Raw genomic sequence first — 17,265 nt, 5'->3', positions numbered from 1 at the left:
TTGCGGCACAGATCATCACCCGCTACTCCAACCTGACCGACGTCGTCTGGAATGGCCAAAGCAAAGTCATCCTCAACAACCGCATCGTACCGTAATCGGGTAGTTAACTGAGCCCCATCCAAACCGCCCGCTCCCCCAAGTCAAGGGGACGGGCGGTCTTAATTTAACTTCGTTTCAGGCATCAAAACAAAAGCAAAAGTAGCAGACCAGGCATTCTTGCATTCGTCGTGACGTCGTCTTCATTGATGAGTCATTACGACATCGGCTAGTCGTTGCGCGCCGGAACCAATACCTCTCGATTACCGTTGGTTTGCATGGCCGAAACAAGTCCTGCGCGTTCCATTTCTTCAATCAGCCGCGCAGCGCGGTTATAACCGATACGCAAATGCCGCTGTACCAGCGAGATTGAAGCGCGGCGCGACTTGAGCACCATCGCAACTGCGTCGTCGTAAAGCGGATCGGCTTCGCTGCCTTCCTGGCCTGCTATGCCAGCGCTTTCGCTCACGCCGCCCTCTTCTTCGATGGAGTTTAACACCCCATCCACATAACGCGGCGCACCGTGCGCCTTCAGGTATTCCACCACCCTGTGTACTTCCTGATCAGCGACAAAAGCGCCATGCACCCGTTGCGGATAACCGCTGCCGGGAGGCAGATAAAGCATGTCGCCCTGCCCAAGCAGCGCCTCCGCCCCCATCTGATCCAAAATGGTGCGCGAATCCACCTTGCTGGATACCTGAAACGCCACACGGGTCGGAATGTTGGCTTTGATAAGGCCTGTAATCACATCGACCGAAGGCCGCTGCGTGGCGAGTAGCAAATGCACGCCTGCGGCACGTGCTTTCTGTGCCAGCCGAGCGATCAATTCCTCGACTTTTTTGCCCACCACCATCATCAAATCCGCCAATTCATCTATTACCACTACGATCAATGGCATCTCTTCCAGCGGCTCTGGCGCGTCCGGCGTCAAGCTGAATGGATTGGTCAATGGCTGTTCGCTCTTTATTGCATCCCGGACTTTCTGGTTATACCCACCGAGGTTACGCACACCCAATGCAGACATCAGCTTGTAGCGCCGCTCCATTTCCGCCACCCCCCACCGCAGCGCGCTTGCCGCCTGACGCATATCCGTCACCACGGGCGCCAGCAGATGCGGAATGCCTTCATATACCGACAACTCAAGCATTTTTGGGTCTACCAGAATCAGGCGCACCTGCTCAGGCGTAGCCTTATAGATAAGGCTCAGTATCATGGCGTTGATAGCCACCGATTTGCCTGATCCAGTCGTTCCCGCAACCAGCACATGGGGCATCCTGGCCAGGTCCGCTACTACCGGATGGCCGCCGATGTCCTTGCCCAACGCCATGGTCAGCGGCGACGCCATCTCGGCATAAGCTTGTGAACTGAGAATTTCGGACAGCCGCACCACTTGCCGCTTGGGATTGGGAATCTCCAGGCCCATACTGGTCTTTCCCGGAATGGTTTCCACCACGCGTATGCTCACAACCGACAAAGAGCGCGCCAGGTCTTTCACAAGATTGAGAATCTGGTTACCCTTTACGCCCACCGCGGGCTCGATCTCATACCGGGTAATGACGGGACCGGGATAAGCCGCCACAACCTTGACCTCCACGCCAAAATCGATCAGCTTCCGCTCGATCAGGCGCGAAGTGAATTCAAGCGTGTCGGTCGACAGGATTTCCACATCCTTTTTCGCCGGCTCATCCAGCAGTCGCAACGGCGGCAAAGGCGAATCGGGTAAATCGACGAATAGCGGCGTCTGTTTTTCCTTGATCACCCGTGGCGACTTCGGAATCATGGTGGCGGGCTGCTCGATATGTAAAGGCGGATTTTCCTGGAAACGTTTTTTCCCGACCTCGACCAATTCATCCCGCTTGATTGCCGAGGCCAGGCCCGCGCGGCGATCCTGCCAGTCTTCCCAGCGGCGCCTGACGATCAGACAGCTTTCCTCCATCACCGCGCCCAGTTTCTCGACAAAACGCAACCACGACAGGCCGGTAAACAAGCTGAAGCCAATCGCGATCAATGTTACCAGCGCCAGCGTCGTGCCGGTAAAGCCCAGCATCTGCGACAGGTTCTTGCTGATTATCAGGCCCAGCACGCCGCCCGGCGTCTGGGGCAACGTTATTTGGAGCGTATAAAAACGCAATGCTTCAAGTCCGCTGCTGGCGAATAGCAAAACAAGAAAACCGGCAGCCGAAACAAACAATGGGCGACGATCGAATATGCCCCCGTCGATACGGTGATAAGCCCACGTTACGAGAAAAGCACAAAATAACACCCACCACCAGGCTGAAACGCCGAATAGATATAGCAGCAAGTCCGCCAGCCAGGCCCCCGCCATCCCGCCGGGATTTTGCACGGTCGCTGCGCCACTGTGGGACCATCCAGGATCGGCACGCTCATATCCATAGAATATCAGCACCAGGTAAAGCGCCACGCCGAGCAACGCAAGTCCCGTTGACTCGCGCAGCAGCCTGATAACCCTCGGCGGCAAAGGATTGGGACTTGATTTTTTCGCCATAGACTTGACAGAACTCATGGATAGTCTCGGGCTAATAGAGGAATACGGAAAGAAATCCGATTATATAGGGTTACATCAGCGCAAAAAAGCAGCGTCATTGCCCGCGGCATCGTATGGAAGAAGATGAAGAAAGACGATTACAAATGCATCGCTACCTAGCGACACAAGGCTAAATAATTTTACTCGATCTCATTACTTTACTTGCGCGGCGGATTCAACTGTCCGGGTGTCCTTGTCCCGGAGTTTTTCATCCAGTATTTCGATCCAGTGCTCGACCGGCAACGACGTACCGCCTCGTACGTGCATGAGGCATCCTATGTTGGCGGTCGCGATCCGGGTTGGCTGGCCCGACTCCAGCGCCGTTACCTTGTTTTTCAGTAGCTGCTGCGACAGTTCGGGCTGCAAAATGGAGTAGGTGCCTGCCGATCCGCAGCAAAGATGAGCATCCTGCACATAAGTCAATTCAAAGCCTGCGGCAACCAGAATCTTCTCGGCAACACCCCGAATTCGCATTCCGTGTTGCAGGGTGCAGGGGGAATGGAAGGCGAGCCGGGGTTTTTCTGCGTCGCCCGTGTTCGCCAACGGCCTGGCGAGGAGTGACACGAGCGCTTGGGTCTCGGCTTCCACGATTTCGCTGATATCTTTAGTCAATTCGGAAATCCGTGCCGCCCTTTCCGCGTAGGCGGGATCATGGCGCAATAAATGGCCGTATTCCTTTACAGTCACGCCGCAACCACTCGCAGTCATGACAATGGCTTCCACTCCAACTGCCCCTTCTCCTCCTGCGTCATCTTCCATTCCGACATACGGCCACCAGGCATCCACATTGCGGCGCATGTAATCCAGCCCTTCCTGCTGGGCATTAAGGTGGTACGACACCGCACCGCAGCAACCTGCCTTCGGCGCCTTGATGAGGGATATGCCGAGCTTGTCTAATATCCTTGCAGTTGCGGCGTTAATGTTAGGCGCCAGCGTCGGCTGTACACAGCCTTCCAGCACCAGCATTTTGCGTTGATGTTGTACAGGAGGCTGAGATAGCGTTGGTCCCGCAGGCCGGGAATTCTTTATACGCGGTATTGAATCCCGAAGAACACCCGGCAGTAATGGGCGGGCAGACCGCCCCAGCTTCAGCAATGAAGCAAACACCCCTGCGTTAGGTAGAGTTTGACGCAATGTGTATCGAACCGCACCTGCAGCGAAGCTGCGTCCCACTTTTTTTTCAACAATACCACGACCAATATCCACCAGTCGTCCATATTGCACGCCGGACGGACAAACCGTCTCGCAGGCGCGGCAGGTGAGGCAACGATCAAGATGCAACTGGGTCTTTTGCGTGACCGGCGCGCCTTCCAACACTTGTTTTATCAAATAGATACGCCCACGTGGGCTATCCAGTTCGTCGCCCAGCAACTGATAAGTCGGGCAAGTGGCAAGGCAGAAGCCGCAATGAACGCAATTCCGCAGTATCGCCTCCGCTTCCTGTCCTTCCGGAGAGTCTTTGATAAAGTCGGCGAGATGGGTTTGCATTTTATATTTCCGGGTATATCCGGCCGGGATTAAGTATACGCATGGGGTCGAATTTTTCTTTGAGGCCGCGAGTGATACTCATCATAGCCGGCGTGAGCGGATGAAACACGGCAGCGCGCGATCCGTAACCGCGAAATAAAGTAGCATGGCCGCCGGCGCCTTTCGCAGCACTGCGTATGGCGAGATGCACGGCCTCGGCATCCGCATCAGCCGAGTCAATTACCAGCCAGCGCAATGCTCCGCCCCATTCGATCAATTGATTCCCGGGCAGCGATAGTGGCGGGGTTGTGGATTTTATGGACAGGCGCCAGAGCGGCTTCCCCGCTTGGAAAAATGGGTGAGTCTGTTCACGGACGGTTTCCCAGAAAACGGCGCCGTCATCGATCTCCTCGCCCCCTATTATCGCACGCGCGGCGCGCACGGCAGGTGCTGCGCCCGAGAGTCTCAAAACAAGGATACCGTCGCAGAAACAGGTTGCGGAGACCGGTAGCGGCTTACCCGCCCAGAAATTCATCTTTTCGATGGCTTCCGCCTCGTTCATCGGTAAGCGCAGCGTAAGCTCCATTGCCGGTAGCGGCAGCACTTTGAGTGAAACCTCGAGCAATAAGCCCAGCGTGCCCATCGAACCCGTCATTAAACGCGAGACATCGTAGCCCGCAACATTTTTCATGACCTGGCCGCCAAAACGCAGATCCTCTCCTCTACCATCCAACATGCGCACTCCCAGCACAAAGTCACGTACTGCGCCGCCGGATGCCCGGCGCGGACCGGACAAGCCGGTAGCAACACAACCACCGAGCGTAGCGCCAGCACCAAAATGAGGGGGCTCGAAAGCCAGCATTTGACCGTGCCTGGCCAGTTCGGTTTCGAGATCGGAGAGCCGCGTCCCTGCGCGAGCGGTGACCACGAGTTCCGTAGGCTCGTAATCGACTATGCCGGCGTAGGCGGTAGCATCAAGAATGCCACCACGTGAAGGAAGAGGATCGGCCAGGGCCAGGGCGACAATGCGACTGCCATAGAAGTCCTTGGTGCCGCCGCTGCGTATTATTAATTGCTCGTCAGCGCCGCCGGCCGCTTGAATGGTGTCGGCAAATTGATCGATGAGATATTGCATTGTCTAATCGTCGCCAGTCTTCAGACTATGCAAAATCGCCTCATCAATTTTCAAAACCTCGGCACCTCAGGGAATTTTTCTTCGCCCCGATGCACGTGCATTGCGCCATGTTCGGCGCAACGACGTAGCGTCGGCACGGCTTTTCCGGGATTCAGCAGTCCCTCAGGATCAAAGGCCGCTTTTACCGCATGAAACATCTTCAGTTCCCCCATCTTGAATTGAGAACACATCTGGTCAATTTTTTCCATGCCGACTCCATGCTCGCCCGTAATTGTCCCTCCTGCCTGGATACACATCTCAAGTATCCTTGCGCCAAATTCCTCGGTTAATTCAAGCTCTCCGGGCCGATTGGCATCGTAAAGAATCAGCGGATGCAAGTTGCCGTCGCCAGCATGGAAGACATTCATGCAACGCAGACCATACTCAACGGAGAGCGCTTCGATTCCAGACAATACGTTTGCAAGACTCTTGCGGGGAATGGTTCCATCCATGCAGTAGTAATCCGGTGATATGCGACCCGCCGCCGGGAAGGCTGCTTTGCGTCCGGCCCAGAATTTAAGCCGCTCGGCCTCATCGCGCGACGTCCTGATCTCGATAGCACCGCTTCTTTCCATGATTTCATTAATATGCTGGATTTCTTCCGCCACTTCCTCCGCCGTACCGTCGGCTTCGCATAGCAGAATCGCGGCCGCATCAAGGTTGTAGCCCGCATGAACGTACTCCTCCACTGCGCGGGTGGTCATTTTATCCATCATCTCCATACCGGCCGGAATAATTCCTGCACCGATCACGTTCGCCACCGCATCACCGGCACTACGCAGGTCATTAAATGCAGCAAGGACCACTTGGGCTTTTTCAGGCTTGGGCGTGAGTTTTACGGTAACTTCAGTCACGACGCCCAACATGCCTTCGCTGCCCGTCATGAGCGCCAGCAGATCGTAACCCGGCGCATCCAGCCCATCAGCGCCGATTTCAAGGATCTCGCCGTTTATGGTTATGACGCGCAGCTTGAGAATGTTATGCACGGTGAGCCCATATTTCAGGCAGTGTACGCCCCCCGAATTTTCCGCTACGTTACCACCGATGGAGCAGGCGATCTGCGATGACGGATCGGGTGCATAATATAGTCCATACGGTGCCGCCGCTTCGCTGATAGCAAGATTGCGTACCCCTGGCTGCACCCTCGCGGTACGTGCTGCCGGGTCAAGCTCAAGTATTTGCCTCAACTTGGCGAGCGACAGAAGCACACCCTCAGCATGCGGCAGCGCGCCCCCGGACAGGCCGGTTCCCGCCCCTCGTGCTACTACCGGGATTTTTGCTACATAACAGGCCTCTAAAATTTCGATCACTTCATTTTCGGTTCGCGGCAGTGCCACGATCAAGGGCATTTGCCGGTAAGCTGACAAGCCGTCGCACTCGTATGGCCTCAAATCCTCGGTCTCATGAAGCACCGCATCGGATGGCAGAAAGGTGCGTAGCCTGGAAACAAGCTCGAGCGCATTCATTTCAATTATTAAACTCGGTTAATTTGATTCTTTTTGTGAATTCTGAGTCGAATCGTTAATTTTATGATTCGACAAGTTTTCCAGCATTTGTATCATTGCTGCGCTGTCCAACTTTGCGCCGCCGTGGGCGATGCATGCATTAAACATTTGCTGAACGGCGGCAGTATTGGGCAAACTGATACCCAGCGCGCGCGCATTGGAGAGTGCCAGGTTCAAATCCTTCTGATGCAATTCTATGCGAAATCCCGGCTCGAACGCGCGCTTGATCATACGCTCGCCGTGAACTTCCAGGACGCGCGATGAAGCAAACCCACCCATCAGCGCGTCGCGCACCTTGGCAGGATCGGCGCCGGCCTTGGACGCAAACAACAAGCCCTCGCCAACAGCCTCGATAGTAAGCGCAGCGATAATCTGGTTGGCAATCTTGCAGACTTGACCTGCGCCGTTCTCCCCGATTAACGTTATTGTTTTTCCCAGTAATTCGAGAACAGGCCTGATCTTCTCGAATACCGGTTCCGTTGCGCCGACCATAATGGTAAGGGTTGCATTCATTGCGCCGATATCCCCGCCGGACACGGGCGCATCCACATAGTCATGACCGAGCTTGTTGATAGCGGCAGCGAACGTTCTGGTTTCGATGGGAGAGATGGAACTCATATCCATCACGATCTTGCCCGCAATCGAGCTTTTGCGCTTCGTATCGCTCAGCTCGCTGCGCAACCCTTCTACCACGCCGTTCGTGCCGAACAGCACCTGTTCCACATCCTGCGTATCAGGCAGCATGGTGATGACAATGTCGGCGTTTTGTGCGATTTCCCCGGGCGAAGAACAGGCGTTACCGCCCAGCTTGAGCAATTCATCGGGCACGCCACTGCGAGAATGCAGAAACAATGTGTGGCCGGCCTTGATAAGGTTCCTGGCCATGGGCTTTCCCATGATGCCGAGACCGATGAAACCAATGTTTGTCATTTTTTGCTCATCAGCATTTTGAAATCCTGCCGGTTATCTCAGCTATACTTTTGGGCTCGCCAGCCTTGCTGGTGTCACTCGCGGATTTTTTCGCGAGCGGAGAAGTTTCGCTAGTGTAAACTTTCTCGCGATCCGGATGCCGAATACGGGAGCGTATTTCGCACGCATGCTCATATTTTTTAGCTAGCGCAGGTGTGCATCCAACATTCTCGCACTGGAAATAAACGTTGGGGTTCCTTCGTCACCCCAACCTGCGAGATAATTTTTTGGGCCGCGTCATTGCTGCGTACGGATAGGACATGGGACAACCAAATGATGGGTTATGCTTCGCTCCACCCATCCTACAAGAAGGCTTTGCCGTTGCCCGCTTAAATATCAGGATACCAGGCGCCGCGTTTCAAAACGCGTGTTCATATTTTTAACGTCGAAATAGAAAAGAATATTGCCATTTGATAATTACAAGGAAACAGGATGATCAAATTTCAACAGGATAGGGGTAAACAGTGCATTTCTACCTATGTTAATACAAAAGTAGCTCGACGCAATATGAGCGCACTCGCCTGCGTGGAGACCATGCGCGAAAAAAGACGTAACGCTGCGATGACGAGTGCTGGTCTTGAACTACTGGTTGCGCTGACATGAGCAAGGAACCCGTAATTATAATCGGCAGCGGTATTGGCGGTTATACCGTAGCCCGGGAATTCCGCAAGCTGGATGCGGAAACGCCTATGCTGATCATTTCCGCGGATCATGGCGGATTTTATTCCAAGCCGATGCTTTCAAACGCGCTGGCGACGGGTAAGACGCCTGCGTCCATACTGAATGCCAGCGCCGAGAAAATGGCCGCGCAGCTGAAGATGACCATCCGGCCCTATAGCCGGGTATCGGCCATAGACCCATCCAATAAAACAGTGACATTGCAGGATGGAGAGAAACTGACCTATAGTCAACTCGTCCTGGCCATGGGGGCTGATCCGATCCGGCTGCCTCTGGAAGGGGAGGGAGCAGAGGATATTCTTTCCGTAAATGATCTCGATGACTACCAACGCCTGCGTGATGCGCTGGAAGGAAAAAAGGATGTAACCATTCTGGGCGCGGGCCTGATAGGTTGCGAATTTGCCAACGACCTGACCATGGCGGGTTACCGGGTACGCGTAATCGATATCAGCTCCCAGCCTCTGGGGCGGCTGCTGCCGCAGGCCGGCGGGGCCTTCATGCAACGCAGGCTGGAGGCTGCCGGTGTGGTTTTTCACTTGGGCGCGGCGACTCAGTACGTTGAGCGGATTCATGAAAGCTTGCGCCTGACTCTCGCCAATGGAGAAATCATCCAGACGGATATCGTGCTCTCCGCTGTTGGGTTGCGTCCACGGACTGCGCTAGCTCAAGCAGCCGGTATTGCGGTGAATCGCGGTATCTCGGTCAACCGCTCGCTGCAAACCTGTTATGAGGATATTTATGCTCTGGGCGATTGTGCCGAAGTGGAAGGTAGAGTACTGCCGTTCGTGATGCCGATCATGCACGCGGCACGCGGGCTCGCCGCTACGCTTGCCCAAACGCTGACTCCGGTACGCTACCCTGCCATGCCCGTGCTGGTCAAAACACCGGCTTGTCCAGCCGTCGTATCGCCGCCCGATATCTCTTTTCAAGGCGAATGGCTGGTCGAGGAAGATGAAAACGGCGTCAAGGCCCTGTTTAAAAGCGCAGAGGACAAACTGCTGGGTTATGCGCTGCTAGGCACGTCAACCAAGGAAAAAAACGCGCTCGCCGCGCATTTACCGGCAGTGATGGAATAAGGAAAGCACGCATTTTCCATTATTTCACGCCGAGCAAATAATGGTGTTCAGGCGTTATGCAGTTGTCAAACAGGTATGGCAATGATGCAGCGTGCGAGTCACGCCACATCATTGCTGGTTCTAGCCGGTCAGGCTCCGGAATGATAAATTTCGTCTTCTCCTCACAGATAAATATTCGAGGACTCGAAGGGCGGTTCTCCCTAATAACCCTTCGAACGTATGCAGGAGGAATAAGCAGCCTGATATTGCCCATCGCGTGACTTGGTTTCGTTGAGTCCGTAAAGAGTTCCGCCCGCTACCCCGGTTACTCCGCCGATAGCAGCACCCTTCCCGGCACCTTTTCCACCGCCTGCGATTGCGCCACCCGCGGCACCGACTGCAGCACCAATAGCAGCACCCAGCGCTGCGTTCTTAAGCACTTCCTCGGTTTTGCTGTTTACCTGCTCATTCGCATATCGGTTGCATGCTTCCATGACGGACTGCGGAGGATAGGCCGGTTGGGGTGGATATGCAGCTTGCGGCGAGTACGGCGGGGGCGGCGGCACCGCAGCCGACGCGTTCCGGCTTGACTGGGCAGCACGCGCGCTGCGCCCAGTTGGTGCAGCTTCCTTGACCATCGTGTCTGGCGCCCCAGTCTTCTCCGCTGCGTCCGCGATTGGGGTTTCGTCGACTTGCGCTGTGGAGGATGTCGGCTCAGTCTTGGAATCGCTTCCTGTAACCATTAGTGTGGCGGCGACGGTTGCGCCGACCAGCAGTATTCCAACTGTCGCGAATTTCCAATAATTAACGGATTCGTTTGACATCGTAACTCCTTCTGAAATGTATTGCTTTTGTCCTTAATCTTTTCTGCATCTATTCCACCACTGCCTTCCCGCCTACTCAGTGAGACCCGTGCTTGCCGCCTTTTCCATTTTTATTGCCATCGCCGCTATTGCCCTTGTTGTTCTTATCACTTTTGTCCCTTGTCGCATGCTCATGCCCCTTGTGCTTACCTTCTCCACGATTTTGGTCATTGCCTCCAACTTCATGCCCATGATGGTCTTGATTTCTCAAGTCGGAACGCTCCTGCCCCTTTGTTGCCCCGACAGCCCACTGTGCGTTTGAGTTCTCGGTTCCCTGCTGACCCATGTGGCCGGACGCCATTCCACCCGGTTGCCCATGTTGACCAGCGTCAGCCATTCCGTGATGACCATCATGGTGCCCACCGCCACCTTCGCGCGCTACCGCCGTATTGCCATACGCCAGAACAACACCCAAAAACAATACCGATAAACCTTTATGCATGTTCGATCTCCTCTTGTGCTTATTAAACTATTTTTTATTGATGACAACTTTGCGGCAATCTGGCCCTTAACCGCAGGAACGTCATATTCTCTTCAAAACATTTTTCGGCTTTCTCTATCTTTACTTACTTCGGTACCCCCTGACTATTGGACTGAAGTACAACCAGCAGTTCATGAGCAATATAAGTCAACCCATCTGGACTACCTGTTCGCAATAACGCAGATCGGCTTGGCCCGTTTACTCTTCAACCTTGAACACCATCTTGGGCACAACATATTTTTCAACAGATGAATGCATAGCATGAAGTTGTGAATTTTTTGTGAAGTTTATGTAACTATACGACAACCGATTGTCTATTGATGCGTTATATCGATTAAGAGCACGAAATTGTTTTTGACTTGTTTTCTGACGGGTTCTTTATCAACTGTGATCCTTATCGAGGAAATGGAGACTTTCATGACAAAAATAAAACTTGCCTGCATCGCTCTTATCATGCTTGGGATGGCTCCCGTGAGTTCAGCTTGGGCGGGGAGAGGCCATGGCCACGGTCACAATAACCATGGTCACCACCGCAATCATCACGGCCACAGCCACCATCACAACCATGGAGGGGGTCATGGCGGATATGGACTCGCGATAGGAATGGGATTGCTAGGTTATGGCCTGGGCTATCTGAGTAATAGAGCAACCTCCTATCCACCCCAGTATGGCTATCCATCCGCTGGCTACGCGCCCGGTTATGGATATGCCCCCGTTATCGTTCCTCCCGCACCGCCGGTTTATATCCAGCAGGGATGGTGATAAAGAGCGCCCGTCTTCGTTGATTAAACACAAGCACTACTTGGGTATGGAGACCTAAATGGGAAAAATGAAATTGATGTGCGCGGCACTTATGCTGCTCGGGTCGGTTCCATTAGCATCGGCGGGCAGAGGCCATGGTGGTCACCATGGCCATCACAATCACGGGCACCATCACCGCCATGGAGGAGGTTACGGAGGATATGGACTGGCGTTAGGCATGGGATTATTGGGTTATGGCCTGGGCTACTATGGCAGCAGGGCGCCTTATTATCCACCTTCTTATGGCTATGGAAACCGGTATGGCTATCCTCCTGTCGGGTACGCGCCTAATTATGGTTACGCGCCCAATTACGGATATGCGCAGCCTTATGGGTACGCCCCTGCTGTTGTGGCTTCCCCCGCACCATCCGTTTACGTTCAGCAGCAGGAAGTCGTGCAGGTCCAGCCACAAGTGCAGGCTGCCAGCTATTGGCACTACTGCCGAAACCCGGAAGGGTATTACCCCTACGTAAAAAAATGCCCGGACGGGTGGCTGCAGGTCGCGCCCGAGCCCAGCCAATAAAAGTACTATCACGATGCGAAAAATACCTGGATTATTCGCTCTGCTCGCCATGTCCTTGCTCGTCGGTTGTACGAGCATGCCGAGAGGGCCCAGCATAATGGCTTTGCCGGGCTCCGGCAGAAGCTTCGAGGAATTCCGTTACGACGATTACTATTGCAGACAATTCGCTTATGAACAAATCGGTGGCATGGATCCGAATCAGGCATCAATATCCAGTGGAGCAGGCACCGCCGCGATAGGTGCGGCGCTGGGAGCGGCAGCAGGCGCGGCTTTGGGCGGCGGACGCGGCGCAGCTATTGGGGCCGGTACTGGTCTGGTGGCTGGAGGCCTGGCTGGAACGCGTACTGCCGGGGCCTCGGGATACGCCAGCCAACAGCGCTACGACAATGGCTACATACAATGCATGTACGGGAAAGGCCATCGCGTCCCTGTACAGGGCCAGGTCACCAATGGCCCTTATACAAATGGCGGCAACCAATACATGGATACACCTTACCCATCTTATCCCCCGGCCAGAAGCATACGGCGGAGTTCGGTAGTTCCGCCACCGCCTCCGGGCATCCCACCACCGCCGCCTCCGCGCTAAAGCTGCATACCCCGGATCAGGGGAAACTGAACGGGCATAATCTCCGATAACAGCTTCGCAACCTCCATTTCCCCGGCAAACCGTCGGGGATTTGCTTTAATGAGGTTATGAAACGCCGCTTCGCTTTTGGCGCACTCCTTTTTTTCTGCTGGATTTTCCCGTCCCAAGGCGGGGAATTCGAAGGGTTGCGCCATAAAATGATGGAAGAAGTGCTGGCCACATCCGGCAGTTCCCCTCCGGGTCCCAGTGTCATGGCAGCGATGGAAAAAGTGGAGCGCCATCGTTTCGTGCCTGCCTGGCTAACTCCTTTTGCCTATCTCAATCGCCCTCTCCCAATCGGCTATGGCCAGACGATTTCGCAGCCTCTCATCGTCGCACAGATGACCGAACTGCTGAAAGTCAAGGAGGGTGACAAAGTACTTGAAATCGGTACCGGCTCGGGTTATCAGGCGGCTGTACTCGCGAAAATAGCCGGCTCGGTTTACACAATGGAAATTATAGAACCGCTCGGGGATCAAGCGGGCAAGCGGCTGAAATCCCTTGGATATGCCAACATAAAAACAAAAGTGGGCGACGGTTACTACGGGTGGCCGGAAGCGGCGCCGTTCGATGCCATTATGGTGACGGCTGCCGCAAGCCATGTGCCACCCCCTCTGCTCAAGCAGCTAAAACCAGGCGGGCGCATGGTGATCCCGCTCGGTACGCATTTTATGACGCAATATTTGATGCTGGTGGAGAAACAGGCGGACGGCTCGGTGACGACCCATCAAATCGTGCCGGTCAGTTTTGTTCCGCTTACCGGCGGACATTAGCCGTGAACGCGCCGCGCCCGCCATTTATTGCCATTGGATTGCTCTCTGCCTGCGTATTGGCGTATGAGGTGCTGCTGACGCGCTTGTTCAGCATCGTGCTGTGGCATCACTTCGCCTATATGATCATCAGCGCGGCGATGCTGGGCTATGGAGCGAGCGGAACGGCGCTAACGTTGCTGAAGGAAAAAATCATTCCACACGTTGGAACAGTCTACGTCATGGCTGCCACGGGGATGGCTTTTCTGATGCCTGCAGCGTTTCTACTGACACAACAGGTTCCGTTTAATCCGCTCGAACTGCTGTGGGACAAAACACAGTTAGCCAAGCTGCTTGCCATTTATCTCCTGATGATGCTGCCCTTCTTTTGCGGAGGGTTGGGCATCGGCCTCGTCTTGTGGCACTTCGGCAAAGAAGCAGGCCGTATTTATGCCTTTGATATCCTGGGCGCGGGGGTGGGCAGCCTGGGCGTTATCGGCGTATTGTTTCTGGCGCCGCCGAATAAGGTGCTCATCATCCTTGCGGCGCTGGCGCTGCTGGCGGCCGCCGTTGCTATCATCGAGCTGAAGGCGCGGCCGAAATGGTTGGCAGGCGTGTTTGCAGGGCTGGCTTTTCTGGTGGCTGTAGCACTGCCCGGCGACTGGTTGCAAGTGCACCTTTCGCCCTATAAGGACCTGAGCGAGACATTGAATGTTGCCGGGGCAAAGGTGATCGAGCAGCGTTCCAGCCCACTGGGGCAGATCACCGTGGTGGAAAACACCCGTATTCCCTTCCGCCATGCACCGGGGATGAGTCTCAACGCAACGGACGAGCCACCGCCTCAGTTGGGGGTATTCGTGGACGGCGAGGGGCCGTCCGTCTTAACGCGGTTTGATGGCAACCTGGCGCCGCTGGCCTACTTCGACCAGTTTACGTCAGCACTGCCTTACCATGTGCTGGCACGGCCGCATGTACGGCCACAGGTGCTGGTGCTGGGCGCGGGAGCCGGCAGCGACGTATTGCAGGCGCTCTACTTCCGCGCAGCGTCCGTTGATGCGGTGGAACTCGATCGCAACGTCATCGATCTGGTTCGGCGGCGTTTCCACGATTTTGCCGGTGACCTTTATGCCCAGCCTGGGGTACACGTGCACGAAGGCGAGGCGCGTGGCTTCGCCAACGCCAGCTGGGAGCACTACGACCTTGTGCAGGTAGCGTTGCTGGATTCGTTTGGTGTCGCCTCGGCAGGACTTTATGGCCTGAGCGAAAGCTATATCTACACGGTGGAGGCACTTCAGACCTACCTGAGCCGCCTCAGACCCGGCGGCATATTAGCTGTCACGCGCTGGCTGACCCTGCCGCCACGCGATGCGCTGAAGCTTTTTGCTACGGCAGCGCTCGCGTTGGAGCGAAACGGCGTGCCCAACCCCGGCAAGCGGCTGGTAATGATACGCGGCTGGAAAACCGTCACCTTGCTGGTAAAAAATAGCGATTTCACAGCGAGCGAAATCGAGGTGGTCAAGGAATTCAGCCGCAAGCGTTCTTTCGACGTAGCCTACTATCCGGGCATGCGCGCCGACGAGGCAAACCGTTACAACGTTTTGGTGCAGCCATATTTCTTTGAGGGAGCTGTTGCATTGCTAGGCCCGCAACGGCAGAACTTTATAGACCGGTACAAATTCCATATCGAACCGGCAACTGATGACCGGCCCTTTTTTTTCCATTTCTTCAAGTGGGAAGCCGCCGCTGAATTATTCGCCCTGCGCGAGCGGGGGGGCATGCCGCTTCTCGACTGGAGCTATCCGCTTCTGGTGGCGGCTCTGGTACAGGCATTTGTCGTCAGCATTCTGCTGATCCTGGCGCCGCTGGCGGTTTCGCGGAGCCGACATACATTGCCCACCGGGCGGGTGGCACTGTATTTCCTCGCCATTGGCCTGGCTTTCATGTTCATAGAGATCGCCTTCATCCAGAAGTTTTTGCTTTTCCTGGCTCACCCGCTATATGCCGTGGCGGTCGTGCTGTGCGCGTTTCTGGTTTTCGCGGCGGTGGGAAGCTGGCTTGCCGGACGGTGGCAAAAGCGAACGACGGGCAGCGGCCATCTGATCGTGGCTGTAGTGGTCATGGGCGCCTTATCGCTACTCTATCTCGTTATCCTGCCGGGCCTGTTCCAGGCGCTCATCCACTTGCCGGATGTGGCAAAGATAGGGATTTCGGTGTTGCTGATCGCGCCGCTGGCGGTGTGCATGGGAATGCCTTTTCCTACCGGCATGATGCGGCTGGCGTCTACAACCCCGGATGCCATTCCGTGGGCGTGGGCGATCAATGGTTTTGCCTCGGTCGTCGGCGCCGTCCTGGCGACCTTGCTGGCTATTCACCTGGGTTTTGCCGTGGTAATTCTGTTGGCTGTCCTGATCTATGGCTTGGCCGCTGTCGCGTTGCGCTGAGGGGTTTGCTTGAGCGAACCATTCATCCCTGCGAAGCAGACTTGCGAGATTCAAGACACAGATGCAGAAAAGGGGGGCGAATGCTGATGCCCGGATTAACGAGAACTTCCAGTGGTTGGTTTCGATTCCGTTTTCAAGGAGAATAAGGGCAATCCCGGTAAGCGCCGCTATGGAGCGTGGGCACGGTAGTTTTTCCGATCCAGGATCACGGGGTCGGGCAGGTGAAAATATGAGTTGTTATCGAACCCTGCTCAGCCTGAAAGGCTAAGCAGGGGAGCGAAGCTGTCTTCAATCACCACGAAATAGAAATTCGAATAATTGCTTGATTTATAAAAGTCGTGAGCGTCTAACCCTCGACCCACGGATCGACGTTTTGCTACGACAATAAGATGCAATGCACAACAGAACCAGCATCCTCAAAGCGGCTGTCGTGCCTTTTTTTGGTCGTTTCTTTGCTCATACGACAGACACGACAGACGCCTTACGAGAATCTTGGTACGAGAACCCCTAGCGCGACCTGATATTCCCGCTATCGTCGGATATGATCACCTCCACCCGGCGATTCAATTGCCGGCCCGCTTCGTTGCCGTTACTGGCGACCGGAAAGCTTTTTCCATAACCTCGCGTTGTGATGCGGGAGGAATCAATGCCCATGTTCATCAAGGTATCGCGGACCGCATCGGCGCGCCGCTCGGAAAGCTCCTGATTGTAGTTTTCACTGCCGGTGCTGTCTGTGAATCCCTCAATTGCAACGTTGCGTTGGGGATTCTGCTTGAGAATGTCAGCAAGTTTCTGTACCTCGCGAACGCCACCCGACTTAAGCTGTGCACGGTTGGTATCGAACAGCACGTCGCCGAGAGTAATGACCGTACCCCGGTCTGATTTTTTTGCGTTCAGCTCTTTAAGCTGCGATTCAAGCGCGCTTGCCCGCATTTCTGCGCTCTGCGCATGCATCTCGGCGCTTTGTGCCTGTTGCTGAGCCTTTTCCGCTTCTTCTGTTCTTGCAGAAAGGCGAATTTTATTGCGCTCGGCATCGGCGGCAGACACATCTGCTTCAGCGGCTTTGCGCTTCGCGGTTTCCTGTGCGATTGCAACCTGCTTTTGTGCCATATCAGCCAGATGATCCACCTCGGCAGAATCTTTTCCTTTCTTCCAGGCGTTGTCGGCTTCCGTCAATGTGTCGCCTGCCTGCTTCAGTTCCAAGGGCGCGAGATTTGTAACTTTGGGGTCGCTCTGGGCACTGCGATAGCTGCTACGGGCGCTATCCAGATGTGCGTTTGGCGTCGAGCTACAGGCCGCCAGCGCTGCGATAACCATAAACGAGATGGTTAAATAGCCATTTTTTTTCATGAG

Annotated in this window: 14 protein-coding genes and 1 pseudogene; 7 read left to right on the top strand and 8 right to left on the bottom strand. The window is 55.1% G+C overall.

The features are described from left to right. Positions 1–95 (top strand): annotated as a pseudogene (locus tag BLS94_RS15405) (methane monooxygenase/ammonia monooxygenase subunit C); the annotation flags it as partial. Between the two features lie 170 nt (positions 96–265). Here BLS94_RS15405 and BLS94_RS03960 read toward each other — a convergent pair. From BLS94_RS03960 to BLS94_RS03940, 5 genes are all read right to left on the bottom strand, one after another. Continuing rightward, positions 266–2,560 (bottom strand): DNA translocase FtsK, encoded by a 2,295-nt coding sequence (locus BLS94_RS03960; RefSeq protein WP_090957853.1) that lies wholly within the window; start codon positions 2,558–2,560, stop codon positions 266–268. A gap of 174 nt (positions 2,561–2,734) precedes the next feature. Next, on the bottom strand, positions 2,735–4,069 hold the full coding sequence (gene glcF, locus BLS94_RS03955) for a glycolate oxidase subunit GlcF (protein WP_090957852.1): 1,335 nt from the start codon (positions 4,067–4,069) through the stop codon (positions 2,735–2,737). 1 nt (position 4,070) lies between these two features. Next, entirely contained in the window at positions 4,071–5,183 is a 1,113-nt protein-coding gene (gene glcE, locus BLS94_RS03950) for a glycolate oxidase subunit GlcE (RefSeq protein WP_090957851.1), read from the bottom strand. A gap of 50 nt (positions 5,184–5,233) precedes the next feature. After that, positions 5,234–6,688, bottom strand: coding sequence for an FAD-linked oxidase C-terminal domain-containing protein (locus BLS94_RS03945; protein ID WP_090957850.1), 1,455 nt, complete (start codon positions 6,686–6,688; stop codon positions 5,234–5,236). 18 nt (positions 6,689–6,706) lie between these two features. Then, entirely contained in the window at positions 6,707–7,657 is a 951-nt protein-coding gene (locus BLS94_RS03940) for a 2-hydroxy-3-oxopropionate reductase (protein WP_090957849.1), read from the bottom strand. Between the two features lie 638 nt (positions 7,658–8,295). Between BLS94_RS03940 and BLS94_RS03935 the strand changes: the two genes are divergently transcribed. Then, on the top strand, positions 8,296–9,450 hold the full coding sequence (locus BLS94_RS03935) for an NAD(P)/FAD-dependent oxidoreductase (protein ID WP_090957848.1): 1,155 nt from the start codon (positions 8,296–8,298) through the stop codon (positions 9,448–9,450). 200 nt (positions 9,451–9,650) lie between these two features. On the opposite strand, the gene BLS94_RS03930 is transcribed toward BLS94_RS03935, so the two are convergent. Further along, positions 9,651–10,253, bottom strand: a complete 603-nt coding sequence (locus tag BLS94_RS03930; protein WP_090957847.1) for a hypothetical protein — start codon at positions 10,251–10,253, stop codon at positions 9,651–9,653. A 76-nt stretch (positions 10,254–10,329) separates the two neighbouring features. Beyond that, positions 10,330–10,734, bottom strand: coding sequence for a hypothetical protein (locus tag BLS94_RS03925; RefSeq protein WP_090957846.1), 405 nt, complete (start codon positions 10,732–10,734; stop codon positions 10,330–10,332). Between the two features lie 456 nt (positions 10,735–11,190). Between BLS94_RS03925 and BLS94_RS03920 the strand changes: the two genes are divergently transcribed. From BLS94_RS03920 to BLS94_RS03900, 5 genes are all read left to right on the top strand, one after another. Continuing rightward, positions 11,191–11,535 carry a hypothetical protein gene (locus BLS94_RS03920; protein WP_176767784.1) on the top strand — a complete coding sequence of 115 codons (345 nt, stop codon included), beginning with the start codon at positions 11,191–11,193 and terminating at the stop codon, positions 11,533–11,535. 58 nt (positions 11,536–11,593) lie between these two features. Then, entirely contained in the window at positions 11,594–12,097 is a 504-nt protein-coding gene (locus BLS94_RS03915) for a hypothetical protein (protein WP_090957845.1), read from the top strand. A gap of 13 nt (positions 12,098–12,110) precedes the next feature. Then, a complete protein-coding gene (locus tag BLS94_RS03910; RefSeq protein WP_090957844.1) occupies positions 12,111–12,683 on the top strand; it encodes a hypothetical protein in 573 nt (190 codons plus the stop codon). A gap of 107 nt (positions 12,684–12,790) precedes the next feature. Further along, positions 12,791–13,495, top strand: a complete 705-nt coding sequence (locus tag BLS94_RS03905) for a protein-L-isoaspartate(D-aspartate) O-methyltransferase (protein WP_090957843.1) — start codon at positions 12,791–12,793, stop codon at positions 13,493–13,495. 2 nt (positions 13,496–13,497) lie between these two features. Beyond that, complete coding sequence (locus BLS94_RS03900) at positions 13,498–15,912, top strand: spermine/spermidine synthase domain-containing protein (RefSeq protein ID WP_090957842.1); 2,415 nt, start codon at positions 13,498–13,500, stop codon at positions 15,910–15,912. A 507-nt stretch (positions 15,913–16,419) separates the two neighbouring features. On the opposite strand, the gene BLS94_RS03895 is transcribed toward BLS94_RS03900, so the two are convergent. Beyond that, positions 16,420–17,262 (bottom strand): OmpA family protein, encoded by an 843-nt coding sequence (locus BLS94_RS03895; RefSeq protein ID WP_090957841.1) that lies wholly within the window; start codon positions 17,260–17,262, stop codon positions 16,420–16,422. Positions 17,263–17,265 lie beyond the last annotated feature (3 nt).

The organism is Nitrosospira sp. Nsp18, from assembly GCF_900103145.1.
Lineage (GTDB): Bacteria > Pseudomonadota > Gammaproteobacteria > Burkholderiales > Nitrosomonadaceae > Nitrosospira.
Note: the sequence above shows the minus strand (reverse complement) of the source record. Positions and strands in the feature narration are given on the sequence as shown.